This is a genomic window from Paraburkholderia sp. WC7.3g (genome assembly GCF_050436345.1).
Taxonomy (GTDB): Bacteria; Pseudomonadota; Gammaproteobacteria; order Burkholderiales; family Burkholderiaceae; genus Paraburkholderia; species Paraburkholderia podalyriae.
Map to the genome: position 1 here is coordinate 2,188,671 of NZ_JBNDMA010000002.1, position 20,523 is coordinate 2,209,193.

Annotated in this window: 17 protein-coding genes; 12 read left to right on the forward strand and 5 right to left on the reverse strand. The window is 60.2% G+C overall.

Translation table 11 applies throughout. The features are described 5' to 3' along the window. The first annotated feature begins 32 nt into the window (after positions 1–32). The 4 genes from OKW43_RS21450 to OKW43_RS21465 all read left to right on the forward strand — a co-directional run bounded on the left by OKW43_RS21450 (position 33) and on the right by OKW43_RS21465 (position 3,291). Positions 33–335 (forward strand): UTRA domain-containing protein, encoded by a 303-nt coding sequence (locus tag OKW43_RS21450; protein WP_429449673.1) that lies wholly within the window; start codon positions 33–35, stop codon positions 333–335. 1,122 nt (positions 336–1,457) lie between these two features. Next, positions 1,458–1,922 (forward strand): hypothetical protein, encoded by a 465-nt coding sequence (locus OKW43_RS21455; RefSeq protein ID WP_429449675.1) that lies wholly within the window; start codon positions 1,458–1,460, stop codon positions 1,920–1,922. Positions 1,923–1,931: 9 nt separating this feature from the next. Further along, complete coding sequence (locus OKW43_RS21460) at positions 1,932–2,624, forward strand: protein mobD (protein WP_429449677.1); 693 nt, start codon at positions 1,932–1,934, stop codon at positions 2,622–2,624. Next, positions 2,617–3,291 carry a hypothetical protein gene (locus tag OKW43_RS21465; protein WP_429449679.1) on the forward strand — a complete coding sequence of 225 codons (675 nt, stop codon included), beginning with the start codon at positions 2,617–2,619 and terminating at the stop codon, positions 3,289–3,291. The genes OKW43_RS21460 and OKW43_RS21465 overlap by 8 nt, the downstream gene beginning before the upstream one ends. 44 nt (positions 3,292–3,335) lie before the next feature. On the opposite strand, the gene OKW43_RS21470 is transcribed toward OKW43_RS21465, so the two are convergent. Both OKW43_RS21470 and OKW43_RS21475 read right to left on the reverse strand, forming a co-directional pair. Beyond that, positions 3,336–5,483, reverse strand: a complete 2,148-nt coding sequence (locus tag OKW43_RS21470) for a ParB/RepB/Spo0J family partition protein (protein WP_429449681.1) — start codon at positions 5,481–5,483, stop codon at positions 3,336–3,338. A 126-nt stretch (positions 5,484–5,609) separates the two neighbouring features. Next, positions 5,610–6,443 (reverse strand): DUF932 domain-containing protein, encoded by an 834-nt coding sequence (locus OKW43_RS21475; RefSeq protein WP_429451750.1) that lies wholly within the window; start codon positions 6,441–6,443, stop codon positions 5,610–5,612. A 575-nt stretch (positions 6,444–7,018) separates the two neighbouring features. On the opposite strand from OKW43_RS21475, the gene OKW43_RS21480 reads away from it, so the two are divergent. After that, the gene (locus tag OKW43_RS21480) at positions 7,019–7,189 is read left to right on the forward strand and encodes a hypothetical protein (protein WP_429449683.1); all 171 of its coding nucleotides are present in this window, start codon (positions 7,019–7,021) and stop codon (positions 7,187–7,189) included. A 176-nt stretch (positions 7,190–7,365) separates the two neighbouring features. On the opposite strand, the gene istB is transcribed toward OKW43_RS21480, so the two are convergent. Continuing rightward, complete coding sequence (gene istB, locus OKW43_RS21485; protein WP_429449685.1) at positions 7,366–8,166, reverse strand: IS21-like element helper ATPase IstB; 801 nt, start codon at positions 8,164–8,166, stop codon at positions 7,366–7,368. Continuing rightward, on the reverse strand, positions 8,159–9,682 hold the full coding sequence (gene istA, locus OKW43_RS21490) for an IS21 family transposase (protein ID WP_187639264.1): 1,524 nt from the start codon (positions 9,680–9,682) through the stop codon (positions 8,159–8,161). Before istA ends, istB begins: the two co-directional genes overlap by 8 nt. Positions 9,683–10,050: 368 nt before the next feature. Between istA and OKW43_RS21495 the strand changes: the two genes are divergently transcribed. Next, positions 10,051–10,371, forward strand: coding sequence for a hypothetical protein (locus OKW43_RS21495; RefSeq protein WP_429449687.1), 321 nt, complete (start codon positions 10,051–10,053; stop codon positions 10,369–10,371). A 1,047-nt stretch (positions 10,372–11,418) separates the two neighbouring features. Here the strand turns inward: OKW43_RS21495 and OKW43_RS21500 are convergent. Then, positions 11,419–12,018, reverse strand: coding sequence for a lytic transglycosylase domain-containing protein (locus OKW43_RS21500; protein ID WP_429449689.1), 600 nt, complete (start codon positions 12,016–12,018; stop codon positions 11,419–11,421). A gap of 1,173 nt (positions 12,019–13,191) precedes the next feature. Between OKW43_RS21500 and OKW43_RS21505 the strand changes: the two genes are divergently transcribed. The 6 genes from OKW43_RS21505 (at position 13,192) to OKW43_RS21530 (ending at position 20,509) form a co-directional block, all read left to right on the forward strand. Beyond that, the gene (locus OKW43_RS21505) at positions 13,192–13,389 is read left to right on the forward strand and encodes a hypothetical protein (RefSeq protein ID WP_429449691.1); all 198 of its coding nucleotides are present in this window, start codon (positions 13,192–13,194) and stop codon (positions 13,387–13,389) included. 78 nt (positions 13,390–13,467) lie between these two features. Beyond that, positions 13,468–14,301, forward strand: coding sequence for a phytanoyl-CoA dioxygenase family protein (locus OKW43_RS21510; RefSeq protein ID WP_429449693.1), 834 nt, complete (start codon positions 13,468–13,470; stop codon positions 14,299–14,301). A 17-nt stretch (positions 14,302–14,318) separates the two neighbouring features. Next, positions 14,319–14,732, forward strand: a complete 414-nt coding sequence (locus OKW43_RS21515) for a RidA family protein (protein WP_429449695.1) — start codon at positions 14,319–14,321, stop codon at positions 14,730–14,732. Positions 14,733–14,808: 76 nt separating this feature from the next. Further along, on the forward strand, positions 14,809–16,173 hold the full coding sequence (locus OKW43_RS21520) for a DUF1329 domain-containing protein (RefSeq protein ID WP_429451752.1): 1,365 nt from the start codon (positions 14,809–14,811) through the stop codon (positions 16,171–16,173). A gap of 78 nt (positions 16,174–16,251) precedes the next feature. Next, positions 16,252–18,084 carry a DUF1302 domain-containing protein gene (locus tag OKW43_RS21525; RefSeq protein ID WP_429449697.1) on the forward strand — a complete coding sequence of 611 codons (1,833 nt, stop codon included), beginning with the start codon at positions 16,252–16,254 and terminating at the stop codon, positions 18,082–18,084. Positions 18,085–18,148: 64 nt separating this feature from the next. Next, positions 18,149–20,509 carry an efflux RND transporter permease subunit gene (locus tag OKW43_RS21530; protein ID WP_429449699.1) on the forward strand — a complete coding sequence of 787 codons (2,361 nt, stop codon included), beginning with the start codon at positions 18,149–18,151 and terminating at the stop codon, positions 20,507–20,509. The last annotated feature ends 14 nt before the right edge of the window (positions 20,510–20,523 follow it).

Here is a 20,523-nt window from a genome sequence, read left to right on the forward strand (position 1 = left end):
ACAGAAAGAGTCCGCCCATCGGCTGGACTGATGTGTATATCGATTCCGCTTACACCGACATCCCGGACGCGGTCCGGGCGCAGCCGGACACGTTGATCAGTTCGTTTTTCGAAGCGCGCTACGGGCGCTGCATCGCGGAGATCCAGCAGGACGTGCGCGGCGCATTGATATTGGATGAAATGGCAAAGAGGCTGAAAGTGGATGCGGGTACAGCGGCGCTTGAGATCGTGCGTCGTTATCTCGACTCGGCGGGCGAGACGTTCGAGGTATCGATCAGTGTTCACCCGGCGGAGCGGTTCTCGGTGTCAATGCGGCTAAAGCGCTCGGAGGTGTGATCGGCAATCGCCTTTCGACGCAATGGCGCGCGGATCGCAATGGCTGTTCGCGCGGTATGTTCGACGCGCCAGCGGGCGGCGGCCCCAGTGACCCCGTTCGACTGTGGACTTGCGGCAATCCGCGGCAAGATCGTGAAGCCTTGGCCGGCGCGCGCGGACGCTTCTCCGCGTTAATGCGTTCGTTTCAACGACGACCTTTACCTTTAGACGGGCTCGGCGTTTGACGAATTACCAGTCATGAGGATGATGATTTGTAGCGGCAACATGAGATTGTCGTGTTCCGTGTAGGCCCAGTGTTGGACATCCAGTTCAGTGCGTCGGCGACGAATACGACGCGCACGACCACCATGACGATGCGGAGGCAGCGCGGACGACCCTCTGGAATTCAAGCGTTGGCCCCTTGGGCGCCCAAAACCGGCGCAAGCCTATCCTGCCATCCCTCGTTTTTATGTTCTTGAATTTTCCGCTCGCAAATCCCGTGAGCGAGGTTGACCGTGGCTGCGCAGATAGATGAACTCCTACCGCAAGAAAACGTGTTCGCTCGCACAAGAAAATGAAACACCGTGCGCGGCAAGCTGAACCAGCATGGTAGAAAAGAACGGCGTATCGCGTGGACAGGTCTTCGTGCCCAAGCAAATAGTTGACCTGACCGAAACGTAATGTTGGGCGTCTTGGTGCAACATACGAAAGCATGGCTACCGGACATCGCGCAGAAAAATTTCCGATACCGTGCGGATTCCTCAGCGAGAATGCCACCGCTCACGTAAGTTAAGCGAGATGACTCCGGCAGGTCGCGTGGTAAAAGTCATGCCGTCCGGAAACGTAGTATCAAGTCTGGCGGTTGTCTGGCGCACCATGAAGCTGGATGGATTCCACATGCTGTCGGGTGCCAACGCAAAAAGCCGTCGATCACTCAACTAAAAATCTGATCTTGTCGTGATCCGCGTGCGAGCACATTTCAGTACGTCACCGGTATGCTAGGGCGCAAAAAAAGTTTTTGTTCTGGCAAATTCCTAGTCGTTCCAGCACGTTCCATTGCCTCTATTAGCGCCTGTTTTCAGGGGTTGACGCGCGTTATTCCCCTTAGCAAGATGGCATGAAGGCAGCGTGCAGGAGCGAATCATGCCGATGGTGAAGAGCTTTACCCAGGCGCAATGGGACGCTGCCGCACGCCGTCTCGATGCGCTGCCGGAGAAGCCCGCGCATGAGCATCGTGTCAATGTTCGCGATGCCATGAAATCAATACGATCTCAAATCATTGACGCACAGAAGAAGGGCTATACGCAGGAAGAAATCGTCCAGCAGATAGCGCGGGACGGCGTGGAAATCAGTGCGGCCACGTTGCGATATGCAATGCAGCGTGCAGCGAAAGAGGACGGGTCTGCACAGACTGAAAGGCGCGTCACGACAAATACTGGTGCGGCATTGCCTCGCGCGAAGAAAGTCAGTCAGGCGAAGTCATCGCAGACAGGCGATGCACGCACCGGATCACAAAGCAAGAGGGATGGGGGAATAACCAGGCCGGAATCCACGCCGGTAAAAGGCTTCCTCGGATTTCCGATCAGGCCGGATACCGAAAACCTGTAGAGGAATGAAATGGCAACGGAAAACCACCCCATCTATATGGTCGGCGGCAGCAAAGGCGGTGTCGGCAAGAGCTTCGTGACACTGGCGCTGGTCGATTATCTCCGTCGTTCGGACGTTCACGTCGTACTGGTGGAGACGGACACGTCCAATCCCGATGTCATGAAGGCTGTCCATGACGAGGTCGAATGCGCGTCGTGCGATCTGGACGAGGCCGGAGGCTGGATTGATTTCGTCAATTTCTGCGATACGCACCGCGATGCGACGGTCATCGTCAACACGGCGGCTCGTAGTCAGACAGGTGTTGCGCAATATGGCGGAACACTTGCCGGTACGCTGGATGAGCTGGCGCGGCGTCTCGTTGTGTTGTGGGTCATCAACCGGCAGCGGGACAGCCTCGAACTGCTGATGGAATTTGGCGAGACGTTCCCGCATGCGCTTACGCACGTTGTACGCAATGGGTACTTTGGTACGCCAGACAAGTTCACGCTGTACCGCGATTCGAAACTTCGCAAGGCTGTAGAGGCGCAGGGCCGGTCACTGGATTTTCCCGATCTCGCTGACCGGGTGGCGGACGAACTTCGCAGCCAGCGTCTGTCGATCCGCAGGGCGGCCGAAACAATGCATATCGGCGAGCGGGCGGAACTGCTGCGCTGGCGCGCCCTATATAGCGACATGTTCGCCCGGGTGACAGCCGATGCGTAACCGGCGGGCGAAGCCGTCTGATGCACTCGCCCGCCTGTTTCTCGATGTCGCGGGCGAAGTGCCAGATGATACGAGCCTGCTGCGCATGCGCCGTATCTCAGGTACGATGAATCTGCGCGATAACGATGCACTATGGTCGATGATCGCCGTGCTCGAATACTACGCTCGACTTTACGAGGCGATGCCGGATCGTATCCGCAAGGCTGGAGATCGTGGGTTGGATGCCGTGCGCCAAGAGGCCGAGGAGGCGACCGATGTCCTGATGCGCCAGCATCGTGACGCGCTCGCGCGCTGCAAGGCGACGATCCAGTTGGCCGAGAGCATGATCCGGGAACACGAAGCGAGATACCAGGCGGCGCTGGCAGAACTCAATGCGGTATCGATCACTTCGCTCGCTGAACGGATGGCGAACCGGGTTGCAAGCGTTGCCGGGAACAGGTTCGTCGGTGCGACAGCGGTGGCGGCGCGGGAACAGCGGGCGCGGATGGACGAGGCAGCGAACCTGTTTGAGCGGGCGATGGAGTCTGCGGCCAGACAGGCGCAGGGGAGTATCGAGGTATCCGGGCGGCGTCTGACGCGCAGACTAGGCTACCTGTTGTCTGTCGTGATCGGTCTGTTTGCGGTGCTGGTTGCCGTTGCATTCTGGGCCGGTGAACACGTCCGCTAAAACTACTCCCCACCTGCGTTTGGGCACAGGCAGGGAGTGGTCAGTTACGCGGTGTGCTGTGCGGTTTCCGCGTTCGCCATGCTGGCTGAGGTCGGGTAGGGCCACGCCCCGACATTTTCCTCGACCAATTCCGCATCAGGCTGTGCCTCTACTTCCTCGGCGCTCGCTTCGTCCTCGTCCGTCTCATCGTTCGACATGCTGTGTACGCCGAGCGCGCAGACAGGCGGTACTTCCCGGTCGGTGAGGATTTCCGGGAGCCAGTCGGACTTTGCCAGCCGCATTTCGGCAGTGGCCGAGGCGTTCCCCTTCTTCATCTTGCTGAGGTCGAGGGCGACCTTGGGCGAAACCGCCTGCATGGCCACGTCCACGATACGCGACTTGCTGACGTGATCGAAATACGTTGCGCGCGTCGGCGTCCAGTACCGGGTCATGTCGAGGTGCAGCGCATTGCTCAGGGCATTGATTGCGTGCGGCCCTTCCGTGCCGATGACCCCGTCGAGCACGGTGCCGGTACAGAACGCGAGCAAGTCGAGCAGCGTCGTGCCGGCGTCTTGTCCGGTCAACCACGGCAGCAGGTCGGCCAGATTGCGGGGAAGGGCCGCGAGCCACTGCTGGCGCTGCGCGTCGATGACGCCCCATGCGGTACTGGTAGACAGGTCATCGGCGGCTTTCAGCAACGTATCGTGGTTGCTGGTGGGGTTAAGCTCCAGATAGTCCCGGCTTGGCCCGACGCCGTACCGCTCGGGGAAGGCGACCGGCAGGAGCCGGAACAGTAGTGCGGCGAGTGCGACGGACGGCTGCGCGATCAGTTCCGCGTGGATAGCTGCGGTTCGATGGGCGGTCAGGCGCTGGCAGAGCTTCGCGCTGTGAACCGGTTTCGGTTTCCGATTGGCCTCCTTGAGCGCGGCGACAGCCTGCCCGACAGTGGTTGCCTCCATATCGTGCGCGGCGTCGCTGTCGACGCGGATCAGCCCGCGTTCGATGATCAGGCTACCCTGCGGGTCGAGAATGACGAACGCACCCGCTTCGGCCATTTGCTGTGCGTCCCATGTCAGGGTGCGCGTTTCGAGTGCCTGAATCGCAGCGGTGACGATGTTCAATTCGACCTCGATCCGTTCGCCTTCCTCGTAGGCATTTTCATCGTCCTCCGCAAGGGCGTCGTACCGCTCCGCGAGTTCGTCCTGCCGCGCCGTCAACGTATCTATCTCGCGCTGCTCGTCCCCGGTATACGGACGGTTGATTGGATCGAGCCTGTCGTAGCGGTTCAGTTCGAGCACGTCACGCTCGATGCGCGTCTCGGTCCAGTTCCACCCTTCGGCGCGGACTTCCCCCGCCACGGCTTCGAGCTTGTCGCCAGCGAGACGCTGCAGCAGTTCCACGTCGGCAATGAATCCGGCATTCTCGTCGTCGCTGAACAGGTCGCGGCGGACATGGCCGCCCGCTGCCTCATAGGCGGTGAGACCGACAAAACGCACGAGGCGGCTGCGGCTTGCGTCGATTTCTGCGCGCGTGATCGCCTGCCGCAGATAATTCGGCTGTCGCTGCCACTCGTTCGCTTCCGACCAGATCAGTTCCTGCGTTTCGTGGTCGTCGGCAAGGGCGAGCGCGGCCAACTGGTCGAGCGTGATGCCGTCCTCGCGCAGCAGGGCAAGCAGCTTAGGCGATACGTTGGCGAGCTTCATGCGCCGCTTGACGGTGAGGGGCGAGGCGGAGAACAGCACGGCGATATAGTCGACGCTGCGGCCTTCCTCGGCCAGCATCCGGTACGAGCGCAGCACGTCGAATGGATCGAGTCCTTCACGTTCGCTGTTCTCGATCAGCGAAATGGCGAGGGCCTCGCCTTCGCTGACGATCCGTACCGGCACCGGATAGTCGGTGGCGATGTGCTTCTGTTCGTACAGGAGGTCGAGCGCGGCTTCGCGACGCTGACCGGCACAGACCCCATACCGGCGCTGCTTGCCGCGCGTCCCCTTCATTTCGTGGACGACGAGATTCTGCAGCAGTCCCTTTGCGCGGATGTTGGCGGCGAGGCCCGGGATTCCCGACAGGGGCGTCGTGCGCGCATTCAGCGGCGAGCGGCGCAGGCTGGAATACGGGACGGTGACGACGGGTTGCTCGTTGCCGAAGGTGGTTTCGAGTATGCCAGTCGTTTCGGCGGTGTCTGCCGTGACGGTTTCGACTTGGGCGTGCATGATTGACTCCAGAAAAATAGAAGATTCCGGGTCGGGGTGCTACCGTATTCCGTCAGGACGTGACCCGGACAGCGTTCCTGATGGAATGAGGTGGCAGGGCGGCGAACAGCGCCGCCCCCCGAGCGCTTACGCCTTCATCTGGCGCATGGCGTCAGCGAGCATCCACAGCGCGCGGTTGAGCTTCACGTTTTGGTCGATGCCGGTGATCGGGCGAGTAGACATCGCACGCCCGCTGCGCGAGCGTCCGTGCAAGCCGCCCTTGGTGAGGTTTTCCTGAACCCGGTTGAAGACCGTCCAGAGGTCATCGCGACGATCCTCGAACCGGCGCGGTGCGAGTAGCTGGCTTTCCGTGACTGGGGCCGAGGCCTCGGTGTCGGTCGGGTCGTAGCGCAACGCAAGTGCGGAGCGGGCGAACGCCTGCTGTTCGTCGCGGTTCAGCTCGACGGCACGCATGCCGTCCTTCTGCTCGCGGATCAGATCGAAGCCTTCGAGCACGTCGAATGCGCCGTTGATGACGTTTTGGACGATGTTGCCCTTGTGGGGCACGCGGATGTCCCTGATGTTGTCACCTGCCACCATGCCGTTCTGGCAGACGAAGCGCAGCACGCCCGCGAGCATCTGGTAGCTGCTCGTGCCGTCGTGCGAGTTCAGCAGAACGATTTCGTTGGCTTCGTCACCGATGATCTGGTCAGCGTGGCGGAGCCGGAGCATGTGTTTCGTGTACTCGCGCTTGCCTTCGTCGCGCACGCGTGTCTGGCAGACCATGAACGGCTGGAAACCTTCATTGCGCAGGCCGCGCAGCACGTCGATGGTCGGAATGTAGGTGTAGCGTTTCGAGCGGCTTTCGTGCTTGCCGTCTGCGAAGATGGACGGGGCAACGCGATGGATCTGGTCATCCGACAGGGGCGAGTCAGCGCGAAGCATCGGGGAGCCGTAACGGAAAGAGGAAGCGAGTTGCATGACAATCTCCACAGCAAGAGGGTTGAATGACGGGCTGTGGGGGGCTTGCCGCTTGCGTGCGAAACCTTCCCGGTGGAACTCGGGGTCGCCTTCTGCTCTTGCCTGGCGCCCGGGCTCCTGCCCGCGCGGCCCAAGGAGTCGAAGGCGGGGTGGTGTCAAGGAATAAGGCGAGGGATGGTGCGGGCAACACGGTCCCTCGCCCCTTGACGCCGCCCCGCCTTCGACTACGGTCGCGGGACAGGGCAGGAAACCGGTTGCCGGGCAGATGCCTGAGCACGAGTTCGACCGGGAGGGCAGCGAAGCCTCGGTTATTCACAGTTTTTGGGGGCAACGCTGTGAATAACTTGCTGGACAGAACAGCAAGTTATTGATGAATATCGGGTTTCCCTGCGAGCATGGCCGCAAGTGCGAAATGAGTCAGGCTTTGGCCATCTGACGAGGGAGGCATCCCTTTCTCGGGAGCGCGGTGGACGGCCAGAAGGCAAGCGCCCCGTACCCACAGGGACTTCTCCTATTCACCTCAGGAGATCAGGCGTTTCGTGCGGCCCCGACCCAATGTTCCGCACGAGATCGATGTGGAGGAGGCTGCACGTATCTGGCAAGTCAATGAGGAAACGTTCGCGAGGCGGCTCAAAATTGTTGAACGCATCGCTGGCATCGCCGCGACCAACACGCATTGGTATCAGGAACTGCCTTATGGGCAACGCGCGGAGACGGTCTACCTGTCCGCGCCGAATGAATTTTAAGCCACCGCGCCGACCGGGCTTTGAGCCGGGGTGGAGACCGGTCCGAAGCAGGACCGGTTGTGGATAAGTGTATGGGTTTGCGGAGTGCTTGTCCTCCTTTGTGTGAGGATGTATTGCGCAGTGGAAGCTGCGAAGGGCGTAGCCCGTAGCGGCTTCCACTGCGCGGCAAGCGACGATCAGGCTGATTCGTTCGCGCCCGCACCGTCGGCTCTGCGCACTGCTTCACGCGAGCGGATACGCTTCTTTGCACTGGCGCTGCTATGGCGGAAACGGTAGCTTTCGTTGCCGGTTTCCACGATGTGGCAGTGATGCGTCAACCGGTCCAGCAATGCCGTGGTCATCTTCGCGTCACCGAACACACTGGACCATTCGGCGAAGTCCAGATTCGTTGTGACCGCTACGCTCGTATGCTCGTACAGACGACTCAGCAGGTGGAATAGCAACGCCCCGCCGGCCTGGCTGAAGGGCAGATATCCGAGTTCGTCCAGAATGACCAGGTCGAGGCGCAGCAGGCTCGCCGCGATCCTCCCGGCGCGTCCCTGCGCCTTCTCCTGCTCCAGTGCGTTGGCCAGATCCACGGTCGAGTAGAAGCGCACCCGTTTGCCGTGGTGCATGATGCCGGACACGCCGATGGCGGTCGCCAGATGCGTCTTGCCCGAGCCCGGGCCGCCGACCAGAACCAGGTTGTGCGCGCCTTCGGTGAACGTCATGCCGGCCAGTTGCGTGACGAGCTGGCGGTCGACCGGCGAGCCATCGAAGTCGAAGCCGGCGATGTCGCGATGCACCGGGAACTTCGCCGCGTTCATCTGGTGGCTGACCGAACGCACGGCCCGATCCGCGACCTCGGCCTGCAACAGCCGTTCGAGCAGCCATTGCGAAGACGCCGCCTCGACATTCACCTGTTCGAGCAGTTCGGCCCAGCCGGCAGCCATGCCGTGCAGCCGCAAGTGTTTAAGTTCGACGATCAGATCACGCATGACCGGCCTCCGGCTGTTGCAGCGCCGGGCGCAGCCCGTCGTAGCGCGATGTGTCGGCCAACGGCGGTGTCGTCAGTTGCAGCGCAGTATCGATCTTCGGCGGCATCTGCACGCTGCGCATGCGCGACAGCACGTTCACCACATGCTCCACGCTCACGCGCCCGGAGGGCGGCGCCTGCTCCAATGCGAGTTCGACTGCAACCACTATGGCATCCAGACCGCTTTCCGGGACCAGTGCCAGAACCTTCGCCATTACCCGGTCACCACCTGGCTCGCGTAGTAACGCCCGACGCAGGCGTTGCAGCGGCTCGGGCATATCCTGGAACGGCGCACCGTTGCGCAGCGCGCCAGGCTTGCGCTGGATCAGCGGGATATAGTGCTGCCACTCGTATCGCACCAGTCCTTCGTCGGCCAGTCGATCGTGTTCGGCCACCACGGCGTCGTCGCCCACCACCACAACACGACCAGGATAGAGCCGCGTGCTAAGCATCTGGCCTGCGAATTCGCATGGCACGGAGTAGCGATTGCGGCCAATCACCACCAGGCAGGTCGACGAGACTCGTGCCGCACGCTCAACATAACCGTCGAACGGTGTCGGCATCGGCATCAGATGGGCGCGCTCCTGCTCGAACACGTCGGCGACGCTCAGGTCACGATAGTCCGGGTGCTTCACCTGATCCCACAACGACCGGCACCGCGTCGCCAGCCATGCATTCAGATCAGCGAAACTGCCGAAGCGTTGCGCCCGCGCCTCAATCCAGATGCGTAGACGGCTGTCCTGCACGTTCTTCTCGACGACGCCTTTCTCCCAGCCACTGGCGACGTTACAGAAGTCCGGATCGAACAGATAATGCGAGCACATTACAGCGAAACGCGGATTGACCGTGCGACCCTTGCCTTTGTGAACCTTGTCTACGGCCGTTTTCATATTGTCGTAGATGCCCCGGCGGGCCACTCCGCCGAAAGCGGCGAACGAGCGCGTATGGGCATCGAACAGCATCTCGTGCCCCTGGCTCGGATAGGCAACCAGCCAGAACGCCCGCGACGCACACAGCTTCATGTGCGACACCTGCAGCTTGCGGTAAATGCCGCCGACAACCAGTCCTTCCTCGGACCAGTCAAACTGGAATGCCTCGCCCAGCTCGAATCGCAACGGCACAAACGCCGACTTCAAAGCCGCCTTGCCTTCACTTTGCCGCCAGGCCCGGATGAAATCGGTGACCCGCGAGTAACAGCCGTCGTAGCCGCCGCCCTTGATCTCCTGGAACAGCATCCAGGCGGTGCGCCGCTCCTTCTTCGGTCGCCGCGCGTCGACACTGAGCGCCTGCACCAGCACCTCATGAAACGGCGTTAACCGGGTCGGCTGCGAGCGCCGCTGATACTTCGGCTCCTCCTGAACATCCATGTTCAGATATTTACTAATCGTGTTGCGCGACAGGCTTGTGAGACGCGCTATCTCGCGTACCGACTTGTTCTGGCGGTGGAACATCCGCCGCACCTTGCCAATCATCGTCATCGGGATCATCCCCAAACACCCTGCCAGAAAAACTAGCAGGATAGGTTGATTGCCCGGCTCAGTTTTCAGTCGGCGCGATCCCTACATGTGGCTGAATTTTCGGTCGGCGTAAACAGGTCTACCGCCATGCCGAGTACCTGCAGGGACAATATGGTGTTCCCGGTGCGCTCTATGAGCTGACGGGCGACAAGCGGCGACCACCATCCCCGGATGCGAGCGCCTGGCGACGCGTCAAGCATAAACGTCCGCGCGTGGGACCGCGTCCCGAAGACGTTGGCTATCTCGCGAAGGTCTCCTTTGGCCGGCATTGGAGCGCCGTGACCGAATCATGGCGATGCCCCGCCTGCGACCGGACGAAACTTGAGACAGTGCGTAAATCCAACAAGGGCGATTGGACCTTTCTGTTATCGGATCGTTCCTTCTACGCGCCCGGCGAACGGTACGGCAGCAAGCGAGCCGTGGTCTGCGGCGACTGCGGCCGATTGGCGTCCGATCTTGGAAAGGAGGCGTGTCTGGTCGCCGAAGCCGCCACAGAAAGTAACTATGCGCAGTTCCTATCGGTTTCGGAAATAGCGCTTGTTGTCCTTCCGCAACCTCATGCCAGGCATAACGTCAAGAACGACGTGGCCGACGATCTTGTGATGGACCTCGTCGAACGGATCACACTGCTTGAGCAGCAAGACGACTAGCGATATCGTCGACCTCAACTTCTCTATTGGGCAAAATGACCTCGACAATTTAGTCGAGCGGACGCCGGTGATTATCCAATGCTGGCTGCCGAAAGCCGTCAAGTGCCGCCCTGTAATGTCGGTATCGGTGGCGGTATTCCCATTACTCAAGTCTGTGGTAGCTCCGTCTCGACGAGGTTTCAGCGTTAGATTGACAATCGAGTGGGAGTGACGGGGACTATCGACTACTATCGCCTGCTATCGGGGACTATCGGAAAATCCGGCAAAGCCGCGCTGTGCGCGGCTTTTGCCCGTTTTCAGATTCGCCATCTATCGGCTGCAGCCGCCAATTTCTGACGGTGTTCTTGACGGTATTTCGAAAAACCATTCGTCAGGAAATCCGTATACCGTCAGATGCACAAGCGCGACCTGACGGTATTTTTTCGCTGAGATCCTTACTGGGTGGGCGTTGCGCGGTTCTGGTTGACGGTGACGGTATACGCAAAGGCAAAACTAGCGCTAGCGCCCGTGCTGACCGATACGAAGCTCGGGAACCTTAAGTCCAGGACAGGCTGTACAAAGTCTTTGACCCAGACAGCCTGTACGCTGTTGTCAATCCCGGCGGAGTCGTCACGTTCAGGCTCGACCACCTCCGCTGAGACCCTTCGCGCACCAGCATCACGGCCTCGACCTCGACCACCATCCCGTGCGGGAACGATCCCAGGCCAAAGGCGGAGCTCGCGTGGCGGCCGGCTTCGTCGAAAAGCAGCCGTGATGACTTCAGAGAAGCCATTGATCACCTTCGGATGATGGCGGAATCCTGATGCGGCATGGACCATACCGAGGACCTTTAGCACGCCCTCAACGCGATCCAGGTCGCGAGGCCCAGCTTGACGGTCGCGAGCATCTGCAAAGCCACGTAGGGGGCAGCTTCATAACCCGCCGACAATCCGGCGACACTACCGAATGAATCAGGAGGGCGACTTGGCTTCGCGCGCAATTTGGTTTTGAGCTCGGTGCGTACTATCGCTTCTTGAGTTTCTCAACCGAATCCAAACAAGGCCGCGACTATAAACCGAATTCCGCTTTCATCATGCTCAAGCGATCGACTACCCGTCGTGTATAGCCCTTGGCGCCCCCGCTATAGCGATATAACGCGTCCTCGAGGTTTCCACCTGACGCTCTTATATATTCTCGCAGAATTGCGGACCCGATGCGGACGTTCGTGCGTGCGTCGGTCAAATCGGACGTGCGAAGGGCGCGGTCTCTGTGTTGAGATGGTAGCACTTGCATGAGTCCCTTGGCGCCAACCACACTTACCGCAAATCGGTCGAAACTAGATTCGACCGCGATCACTGCAAGCAATAACAACGGTGAGATTGTGTAGCGCCTCGCCGCGATTAGCACCGCGTGACCGATTTCCAAGGCGTCGTGCAATCCTATATGGAAGCGGGCACTTACAACAGCTGCGATCTCCTCTGCAGAGGGCGCTTCCTCTGGCGGCACGTCGACAGTTTGCGTGGACGTCGGCCTAGCCGGCGCAACAGCGCCATAACACTGTCCCGTTAGCGAGTAGAAAACCACAATCGACGCGAGGACAATATCGCGGAGGCGGTGAGCACTAGTGCGTAACCACCCAATCGAATCTTCGCTGAGGTTCGTGAACACGGTCTATGTTCCTCAATATCAAGTGGTCACGAGCGGTTCAAGCGGTGCTTCCCCAAGAACAGCCTGACGACGGCAATTAAAAGCGATAAGGTAAAAATCAAAGGATTCCGTACTGTCCAATTCAGTGGTCAAAGTGGAAACAATCTGCCCAGCGACGACCGCTGCGTAAGCATCAGAGTCGCCAATCCAAGCGCTTGGGCGCCAAATCAATTCGAGCGGCGCGCGTTTCGCTGGCAACCGACTCGCGAACGCTGTTGGCAATGCGCTGCAGTGCCTTTAGGAACCCGGAATAATTGTCAAACCGCGAGATCAATTGCTGAAAATTACAGGCGCAGCCCTTTTGAGAAATTGACAGCCATATTCGCTTCAGTTTTGATCGGTTCAATTTCTCATTGACGAGATGGCGCGTTTTCACCTCATGTGCCCGCAGTACGGGTGGAAGTGCAATACGCAAACGTCACAGTATGCAAACCTGACTAAAGTCTACAGTCCGACGGTAAACGTTCTTGTTCAGCCACGGCACGAACGTGTATTCGTCGTATGCATTGCTGCCCATATAGATCCAATTGCTGAGAATGCCGGACATCACGATCTCCCACTTTTTCCGCCGCTGAGGGGCGCCGCACCGGCTTCGCGACAAAAGCCGCTCCAAGCCACGTTTCCACGCCTTCCGATGCCAAGGCGCCGGGTTGCTAACTCGATCGACTGCAGCACGTCGCTGCCAAAAGGGAAGACCACACGCAAAAGGGCATTGCAGATATTCCCGAAGATCTTTCAAGTAGTACACAAAGACTAAGATAGGTATGTTTACCAAATAAAGCAAGGGAAATTTCGGCGGCGTATCCGTTGCCTTCCGTCCGTGAAGGGCGCCCTCGTTCGGTCAAGATGCTTGCAGATGCCGCAACCACGTTCCGCGACTAACCGTGGGGTCGGCAGGCTGGTGTGTAACCCTGTGAAGACGGGGAATACCCCGTCATTTACTCCTTCTTAATTTTTCATTATGACCTAATTTAGGCAGCATTTTCTACAAAGTCGCTACGGGGGAGCGAACGGCGAGGACACCGCCGTCTGGCCATAAGTCTTCTTGGCTAGCAGCAACTGGCACGGTGGCGGCAGTTCTTCGGCTGGGGTATAGAAACCCCTGGACCCATGGCCTGCTGCTTCTTCGAAGACATGGGCTACAAGACCCAACAACGCCAATCCGTTCGCGAAGGGCGCCCGGACGACCTGGTCGGACAGATGTCGTTCAGCGGACTGTTCGCGGATCTGTTGGCCTCAGACCACGCCTGGTACTTCGCCATTGCCACCGATTTGCACACACAGGGAATTCCCTCTCTTTTTTCTTTTTTCGGTTTTTGTATCATGACCTAACTTTAGTAGCATTTTCTACTAGGCGCCGCGGGAAGCGATTGCAACCAAGCCGCCGATTGATGATTCAGGATTTCAGCCATGGATGAAGCCACGCGCAAGGCGTTCGCCGAGGACGGTGCCGTTCTGGTCAAAGGTCTTCTCAGCGAGCAGCAGTTGGCGCGGTGCCGGCAGGTCTTCGACTGGGGCATAGAGAACCCCGGGCCCATGGCCTGCAGCCTGTTCGAAGGCACGGTGCACAAGACGCACAACGACAACGCCAATCCGTTTGCAAAGGAGCGTCTGGACGAGCTGGCTGGCGAACTGTCGTTCGGCCGACTGTTCGCGGACCTGTGGGGCTCGAATCACGTCTGGTATTTCGCGGAGGAACTGTTCCTCAAAAGCGGAGGCAGGAGCGGTCGCTCGCCGTGGCATCAGGACACTTCCTACCTGCCATGGGAGGGCATGCACTTCAGCAATGCCTGGATCAGTTTCGAGGCCGTACCTAAACAGAATGCGCTCGAGATTGTGTGCGGCTCGCATCGAGGCCCGCGTCACGACGGCACGACCTTTCAAAACGCTGAAGATCCGACTGATCCTCTGCATGGCAGCGATATCTGGCCGCGCCTGCCGAATATCGAAGCTGAGCGCCGCGTCGACCCGACTGCCTACGACATCATTTCGTGGGCGACTGAGCCCGGCGACGTCCTGCTGCTGCATCCCGGCGTGCTGCACGGCGGCGGCGCGGTGGACTCCGCATTTCCGGATCGCCACACGCTCGTGCTGCGCTTCTTCGGCGACGACGCGGTTTTCAGTCCGCTTCCACAACCGAGTGTCTCAGGCTTCACACCGGCGGGCGTCTTGTTCCTCGACGAGCTTGCCGGGTTAAGAGAAGGCGATCCGTTTCGCGCGCCGTGTTTCCGTCAACTCGTCTGATCATAGGAACCCACATCATGACAACCTCCACCAGGCGGCAATCGATCGTTCCGCCGCCGTTCCAGTCGTTCTACGACGCCTACCATTTTTCGCCCGCGACCCGCGTCGGGGACACGATCTGGGTCTCCGGCCAGGTTGGCATCGGACCGGATATGAAAGCCGGTGAGGGCATGCAGGCGCAGGCCCGCATTGCCTTCGAGTCCCTGAAAGCCGTGCTCGAGACGGCGGGCGGGACCCTTGCCGATGTTGTGGAACTGACGACCTTCCACACGGACCTGCGCGGCGAGATCGAGGCCTTTTCGGCGGTGAAGGACGCGTACTTCCCGACGCGCTATCCGTCGTGGACGGCGGTTGGCGTAACACAGCTGGCGCTTGCCGAGTTGTGTATGGAGATTCGGGCGGTGGCCGTGGCCGGGTGCGGCGAGGGCTGAGCAGTTCGGTTCAAAGACATTCAGTTTGAATCAAACGATATGTACTGGGAATGAAAGTGGTATGGGACGGAGAGTCATGATGAGAAAGCACACAATCGGAGCCGTATCTGCAATCACGGCGGCGTTATTGTTCATGGCCGGAGTGGCCGCTGCCGACGACCTCACGCCAGTCGGCGGCGAGCGCGCGGCGAGCAAGGACGGGCTCGTCCCGGCGTTTGCCGGCAGGGAAGCCACGCCCGCAGGCTGGGAATGGGGCAAGGTTCGCGGCGACTTCTGGACGCACAAGAACGAAAAACCCCTGTACACGATCGATGCGTCGAACGTCGACAAATACGCCGACAAATTGGCGCCGGGGCAGTTCCAGCTCATCAAGCAGTTGAAGGGCTACCGCATGGACGTCTATCCGTCCCATCGCGAATGCCAGTTGCCGGATTTCGCCGAGCAGAATTCGAAGGCCAATCTCATGACGGCGAAACTCGCTTCGGATGGCGAGACGGTGCAGGCCGCAGTGCTCCCCGGGGTAGCCTTCCCGGAGCCGAAGAACGGCGCCGAAGCGATCCTCAACTACGAGACGCGTTATCGCGGCGAGGGTATCGAGTGGTCGCCGGTCGTCACGTCCATTTCCCCGCGCCCCGGCAACGGTGACTGGATCGACGCAATCGGTCCGCAGGCGTTCTATTTCCCGGCGGGCAAGGAGGGCAAGACCACACCGCAGGACGTCGACCAGTTCAACCTGGGCGCCTATTTCTCGGTCGATTCACCCGCGGCGCTGGCCGGTCAGGCCTTCGTGCAGCGCCAGTACTTCGACAAGGACTCGGAAACGTACTACTACTTTCCTGGCCAACGCCGCGTGAGGCGCATGCCGGCCTATACGCACGATGCGCCGCTGATCGGTTTCGAAAATCAGTATCTGATCGACGAATCCAACATGTTCAATGGCTCCATTGACCGGTTTAACTGGAAGCTCGTGGGCAAGAAGGAAATAATCGTCCCGTATGACGATTTCGGCATGTACGGCTTTAAAGACAAGCTGCACGACGTCGCCACGCCCAACGGCATTTCGTCCGATCATCGTCGTTACGAGGTACACCGCGTCTGGGTAGTGGAGGCAACGCTTAAGCCATCGGCCCGCCACGTCGCTTCAAAAAAGGTCTTCTATCTGGATGAGGACAGCTGGCTCGCGCTCGTGGGCGAGGACTATGACGCTCAGGGCAAGCTTTGGAAGATGCGCGAGAGCTACCCGATCCCGGTATGGGAGCTGGGCGGCGCCTGCGATAACGAGCCGATGGTGCAGTACGACCTCAACAATGGACGCTACGTCTTTGACGCCTCGTCGATCGGCCAGGGCAAGGACGTCCGCTGGTACCAGCAGGCCAACGATCCTCGTTTCAAGACCGACTTCTACTCGGCCGAATCCCTGCGGTCGGTGAGCGAGCGCTGAAGTTCGGCAAACCACAAAAGGGGGCCGGGGCGCATCGATGAGGCGCGCCGGCAATGAGATTGGCTGCAGGGGAGAATCATGAAAACGAAGACGATAGGAAGGACTGCTACGGTCTCGCTGGCGATCGCCGGTGCGGCTGCTACCTCCAGCGCGTATGGGTACGAGTTTTCGACCGGGATCAACGATCTTACCGGATCGTGGGTGACCAACCTCACGGCAGGCGCTGGCATCCGCACCAAAAACCCGAGCTGCTCGCTCACGGGTGACCCGAACGCGTTTGACTGTGGAGCAGCCGCAAATGTGAACCAGTGGGGCGTTGGCGACAACGGCAACCTGAACTATCGCAAGGGTCAACCTTTCAGCACCTACATCAGCGCAACGAGCGAGCTGCTCTTCAAGATGCCGAGCGAGGGACTCAAGTTCATGATCCGTGGCACGGGCATGTACGACTTTCTTGCCGGTGATACGAACAGAACGCCGCTATCGAGCACCGCGTCGGCGCAGGTCGTTTATGACGTGCAGTTGCTCGATCTATGGGGTGAGAAGGATTTTACGATCGGCGGCAACGCCGCGCATGTGCGGCTCGGCAATCAGGTGATCAACTGGGGAGAAAGCATCTTCGCGATGGGTGGCGTGAACGCCACCAATTCGCTGGATGTCCAGAAGCTGCTGATTCCCGGCTCGCAACTCAAGCAGGCGCTCTTGCCCGCGCCCATGATCAGCTTCGCCGCCGATCTTTCTCATGGATTCAGTACGGAGGATTACTACCAATTTCAGTGGAACGGCAACCGCTATCCGCCGGTCGGTTCCTACTGGTCGGTGTCCAATAGCCTCGGCCGCGGGACGGAGCCATATACGGTCAGCACCAACAACCTCAACGTGGCCGGCCCGAGCGCCGGCACGATCGCCGGGCCTGCCAGCGGCAACCAGAATACGCTCAACGGTATCTACACGGGTCTCGTCAACGGCGCTTTCGCCGGGCCGCCGTACAACGTGATCGGCCTTCCGGTCGAGTGGCAGGCGCCATCAAAGTACAAGCCCCAGTTCGGCGTGAAGTTCAACTATTCGCCGCGGTCGTTCGACGCAAACTTCGCGATCTACTACCTGAACTATACCGACAAGTCGCCGGTGCTTTCGTCGCTGGCCAACGGGACATTGCAGTGGTCGTATCTGCAGAACCGTCAGCTTTTTGGAGCAAGCGCAAACTTCGGGCTTGGCCCCTGGGCGATCGGCACGGAGCTTTCGTACCGGCCTCATGACGCCGTAGCGCTGTCAAGCTGTTATGGCGCGGGTGGACCGCTCGACCTGAATACCAACGGCGTGGCAGGCGTCGACTGCCAGCAATGGGCCGATAAAAAGAGATTCCAGTACGACATCAACGGCATTCTCGCGCTCACACGCAGCGAATATCCGTTTCTCAAACTGGTCGGCGCAGACGCTGCGGCGCTCACCTGGGAACTCACGTGGATCTACTACCCGGGTCTAGGCTCGAATGGCGTTACGCGCACGGTCAACGGGCAGAGCGTCACGCAGGTGCCGATGGCGGGATATTTCCCATGGCTGAACAACAACTCGAACCTGGGCTATCCGATCGCTATGGGACAGGGAACGTCGAGCTCGGTGGGCGCCACGGTGGACTTCAACTGGACCTATGACGGTTCTCTGATTCATGGCTGGCAGGTGACGCCGGGCATTACTTTTGCCGATGGCCTGTACGGCTATACCCCGACACTGAGTGCGAACTACATGCAGGGGGCGAAGTCGTTGAACCTCTACGTGCTGTTCAACCAGAACCCCACGGTGTGGCAGGCGGGAATCAACTACACGCTGTTCTGGGGAGGGCACAACACGGTCGGACAGCCTTATGCGGACCGAAACTTCGTCGGGATGTTCGTCACCCGCAACTTCTGACGATTCATCAGCTAGAAGGCGATCCCGCGCGCGGAGTCGTCGATACACCTGAAGGGATAATGCCGTGTTAAATCGCCTCGTAAAAACGCTGGAACGGGTCTTCTTCGGTTACCGTGCGGCGGTGCTCGTGAGCATCGTCGTGTTCACCGCCGTCATGGCCTTTTTCGCGGTGCAATTGCGCATGGATGCCGGCTTCGAGAAGCAGATGCCGATCGGCCACGAATACATCCAGACCTTCCAGAAGTACCGCTCCGATCTGCTCGGCGCGAACCGGATCACCGTGGTCGTGCGCGCCCGCAAGGGCCCGATCTGGACGAAGGACGGGCTCACGCGTCTGTATCGGGTGACCCAGGCGGTGACGTACCTGCCGAGCGTGGACCGCATTGGCGTGCAGTCACTGTGGACGCCGAATGCCTATGTGAACGAGATCACCGACGAGGGCTTCCGTGCCGAGCCGATCATCTCCGGAACAATCACGCCTGAGCAGCTCACGCCGGACGTCGTCGCGAAGATCCGCCGCGCGACCACACTCGGCGGCTATGTCGGCACGCTCGTTTCGCACAACGAAGACAGCGCCATGATTACGGCGGAGCTCAACGAGCGCGACCGCAACGGCAAGGTTCTCGACTACGTAGCGTTCAACCACCTGCTCGAAGCACAGATCCGCAAGCCGTTCGAAGACGCGGGCTATGAAATCCAGATCATCGGTTTTGCCAAGCAGATTGGCGATATCGCCGATGGCGCGACCGCCGTGCTCGGCTTCTGCGGCATTGCACTGCTGCTGACTGCGCTCGCGGTCTACTGGTACTGCCATTCGGTGCGTTTTACGGTGCTGCTGATCTCGTGCTCACTCACGTCGCTCGTCTGGCAGTTCGGCACGCTCAAGCTGCTGGGCTTCGGACTGGACCCGCTCGCGGTGCTGGTGCCATTCCTCGTCTTTGCGATTGGCGTCTCGCACGGCGTGCAGCAGGTCAACTTCATCGTGCGCGAGATCGCTCACGGTAACAGCTCGTTCGATGCGGCCCGGCACAGCTTCAGCGGTCTGCTGATTCCGGGCGTGCTGGCACTTGTCACCGCATTCGTGTCGTTCATCACGCTGCTGCTGATTCCGATTCCGATGGTGCGGGAACTGGCCATCACGGCCTCGCTCGGTGTCGCATACAAGATCGTGACGAACCTCGTGCTGCTGCCGGTCGCGGCGTCGTGCTTCAACTTCACGAAGCGCTATGCGGATAGCGCGCTCAAGCGCAGCGAGCGGCGCTCGGAGTGGCTGCGCGGGCTCGCGCGCATCACCCAGCCGCGCTACGCGGGTGGCACCGTGGCATTGACGCTGGTGGTATTCGCACTCGCCGCGTGGCAAAGCCGCGACCGCGTGATCGGCACGCTGCAGCCGGGCGCACCCGAGTTGCGTGCGGACGCGCGTTTCAACCGTGACGCCGCATCGATTGCTTCGAGCTACGACATCGGCCTCGACTGGCTCACGGTCGCGATCGAGTCGACGCAGAAAGGCTGCGATAACCCGGCAGTCGGCCTGTACGAGGACGACCTCACGAGTGCGATGCGCACCGAGCCCGGCGTGGTGTCGGCACAGTCGTACTCGGCGATGCTGCGGCGCTACAACCAGGGCTACAACGAGGACTATCCGAAGATGAATGTCGTGCCGATCGACCCGGAGAACTACGGCTCGGTTTCGGTGGACGTGGGCCGGGTGAAGGGTTTCATGAAGGCGGATTGCAGCATGATGGCGGTGCATCTGTTCCTCACCGACCACAAGGCTACGACGATCAGCCGGATTCTGGATGACGTGAAGGCGTATCGCGCAACGCATTCATTCCCCGGCATCACCGTGCGTCTCGCGGCCGGCAATGCGGGCGTACTCGCCGCAACCAACGAGGAGGTGGCTGCAAGCGAGTTGCCGATGATGCTTTACGTGTACGCGGCGATCCTGGTCCTCGTGTTCCTCGCCTATCGCGACTGGCGCGCGATGCTGGCGTGCTGCCTGCCGCTCTCGGTGGCGACTTTCATCGGCTACTGGTTCATGAAGGAACTGCAGATCGGGCTCACGGTGGCCACGCTTCCTGTGATGGTGCTGGCCGTGGGCATTGGCGTTGATTACGCGTTCTATATCTACAACCGGCTGCAGGTGCATCTGGCGGGCGGCCAGAACATCGTCAAGGCGGTGCAGCACGCGATGCTCGAAGTGGGCGTGGCGACGATTTTCACGGCGATCACGCTGGCGATCGGGGTGGCGACGTGGAGCTTCTCGGCGCTGAAGTTCCAGGCTGACATGGGCAAGCTGCTGGCGTTCATGTTCCTCGTGAACCTGCTGATGGCGATGACGGCACTGCCCGCACTCGCCTCGGTGCTGGAACGGTGGTTCCCGAGGCGCAAACCGGCCCGTGCGCCCGGACTCTTCAGTCATTGAACATGGGAGACGCA

Bases quoted from the DNA above. Each gene is read 5' to 3' on its own strand.
- OKW43_RS21505 (WP_429449691.1), top strand. From the start codon at position 13,192: ATGGGCTACAAGACCCAACAACGCCAATCCGTTCGCGAAGGGCGCCCG.
- istB (WP_429449685.1), bottom strand. From the start codon at position 8,166: ATGCGTGATCTGATCGTCGAACTTAAACACTTGCGGCTGCACGGCATG.
- OKW43_RS21520 (WP_429451752.1), top strand. From the start codon at position 14,809: ATGATGAGAAAGCACACAATCGGAGCCGTATCTGCAATCACGGCGGCG.
- OKW43_RS21525 (WP_429449697.1), top strand. From the start codon at position 16,252: ATGAAAACGAAGACGATAGGAAGGACTGCTACGGTCTCGCTGGCGATC.
- istA (WP_187639264.1), bottom strand. From the start codon at position 9,682: ATGACGATGATTGGCAAGGTGCGGCGGATGTTCCACCGCCAGAACAAG.
- OKW43_RS21455 (WP_429449675.1), top strand. From the start codon at position 1,458: ATGCCGATGGTGAAGAGCTTTACCCAGGCGCAATGGGACGCTGCCGCA.
- OKW43_RS21470 (WP_429449681.1), bottom strand. From the start codon at position 5,483: ATGCACGCCCAAGTCGAAACCGTCACGGCAGACACCGCCGAAACGACT.
- OKW43_RS21460 (WP_429449677.1), top strand. From the start codon at position 1,932: ATGGCAACGGAAAACCACCCCATCTATATGGTCGGCGGCAGCAAAGGC.
- OKW43_RS21515 (WP_429449695.1), top strand. From the start codon at position 14,319: ATGACAACCTCCACCAGGCGGCAATCGATCGTTCCGCCGCCGTTCCAG.
- OKW43_RS21465 (WP_429449679.1), top strand. From the start codon at position 2,617: ATGCGTAACCGGCGGGCGAAGCCGTCTGATGCACTCGCCCGCCTGTTT.
- OKW43_RS21510 (WP_429449693.1), top strand. From the start codon at position 13,468: ATGGATGAAGCCACGCGCAAGGCGTTCGCCGAGGACGGTGCCGTTCTG.
- OKW43_RS21475 (WP_429451750.1), bottom strand. From the start codon at position 6,443: ATGCAACTCGCTTCCTCTTTCCGTTACGGCTCCCCGATGCTTCGCGCT.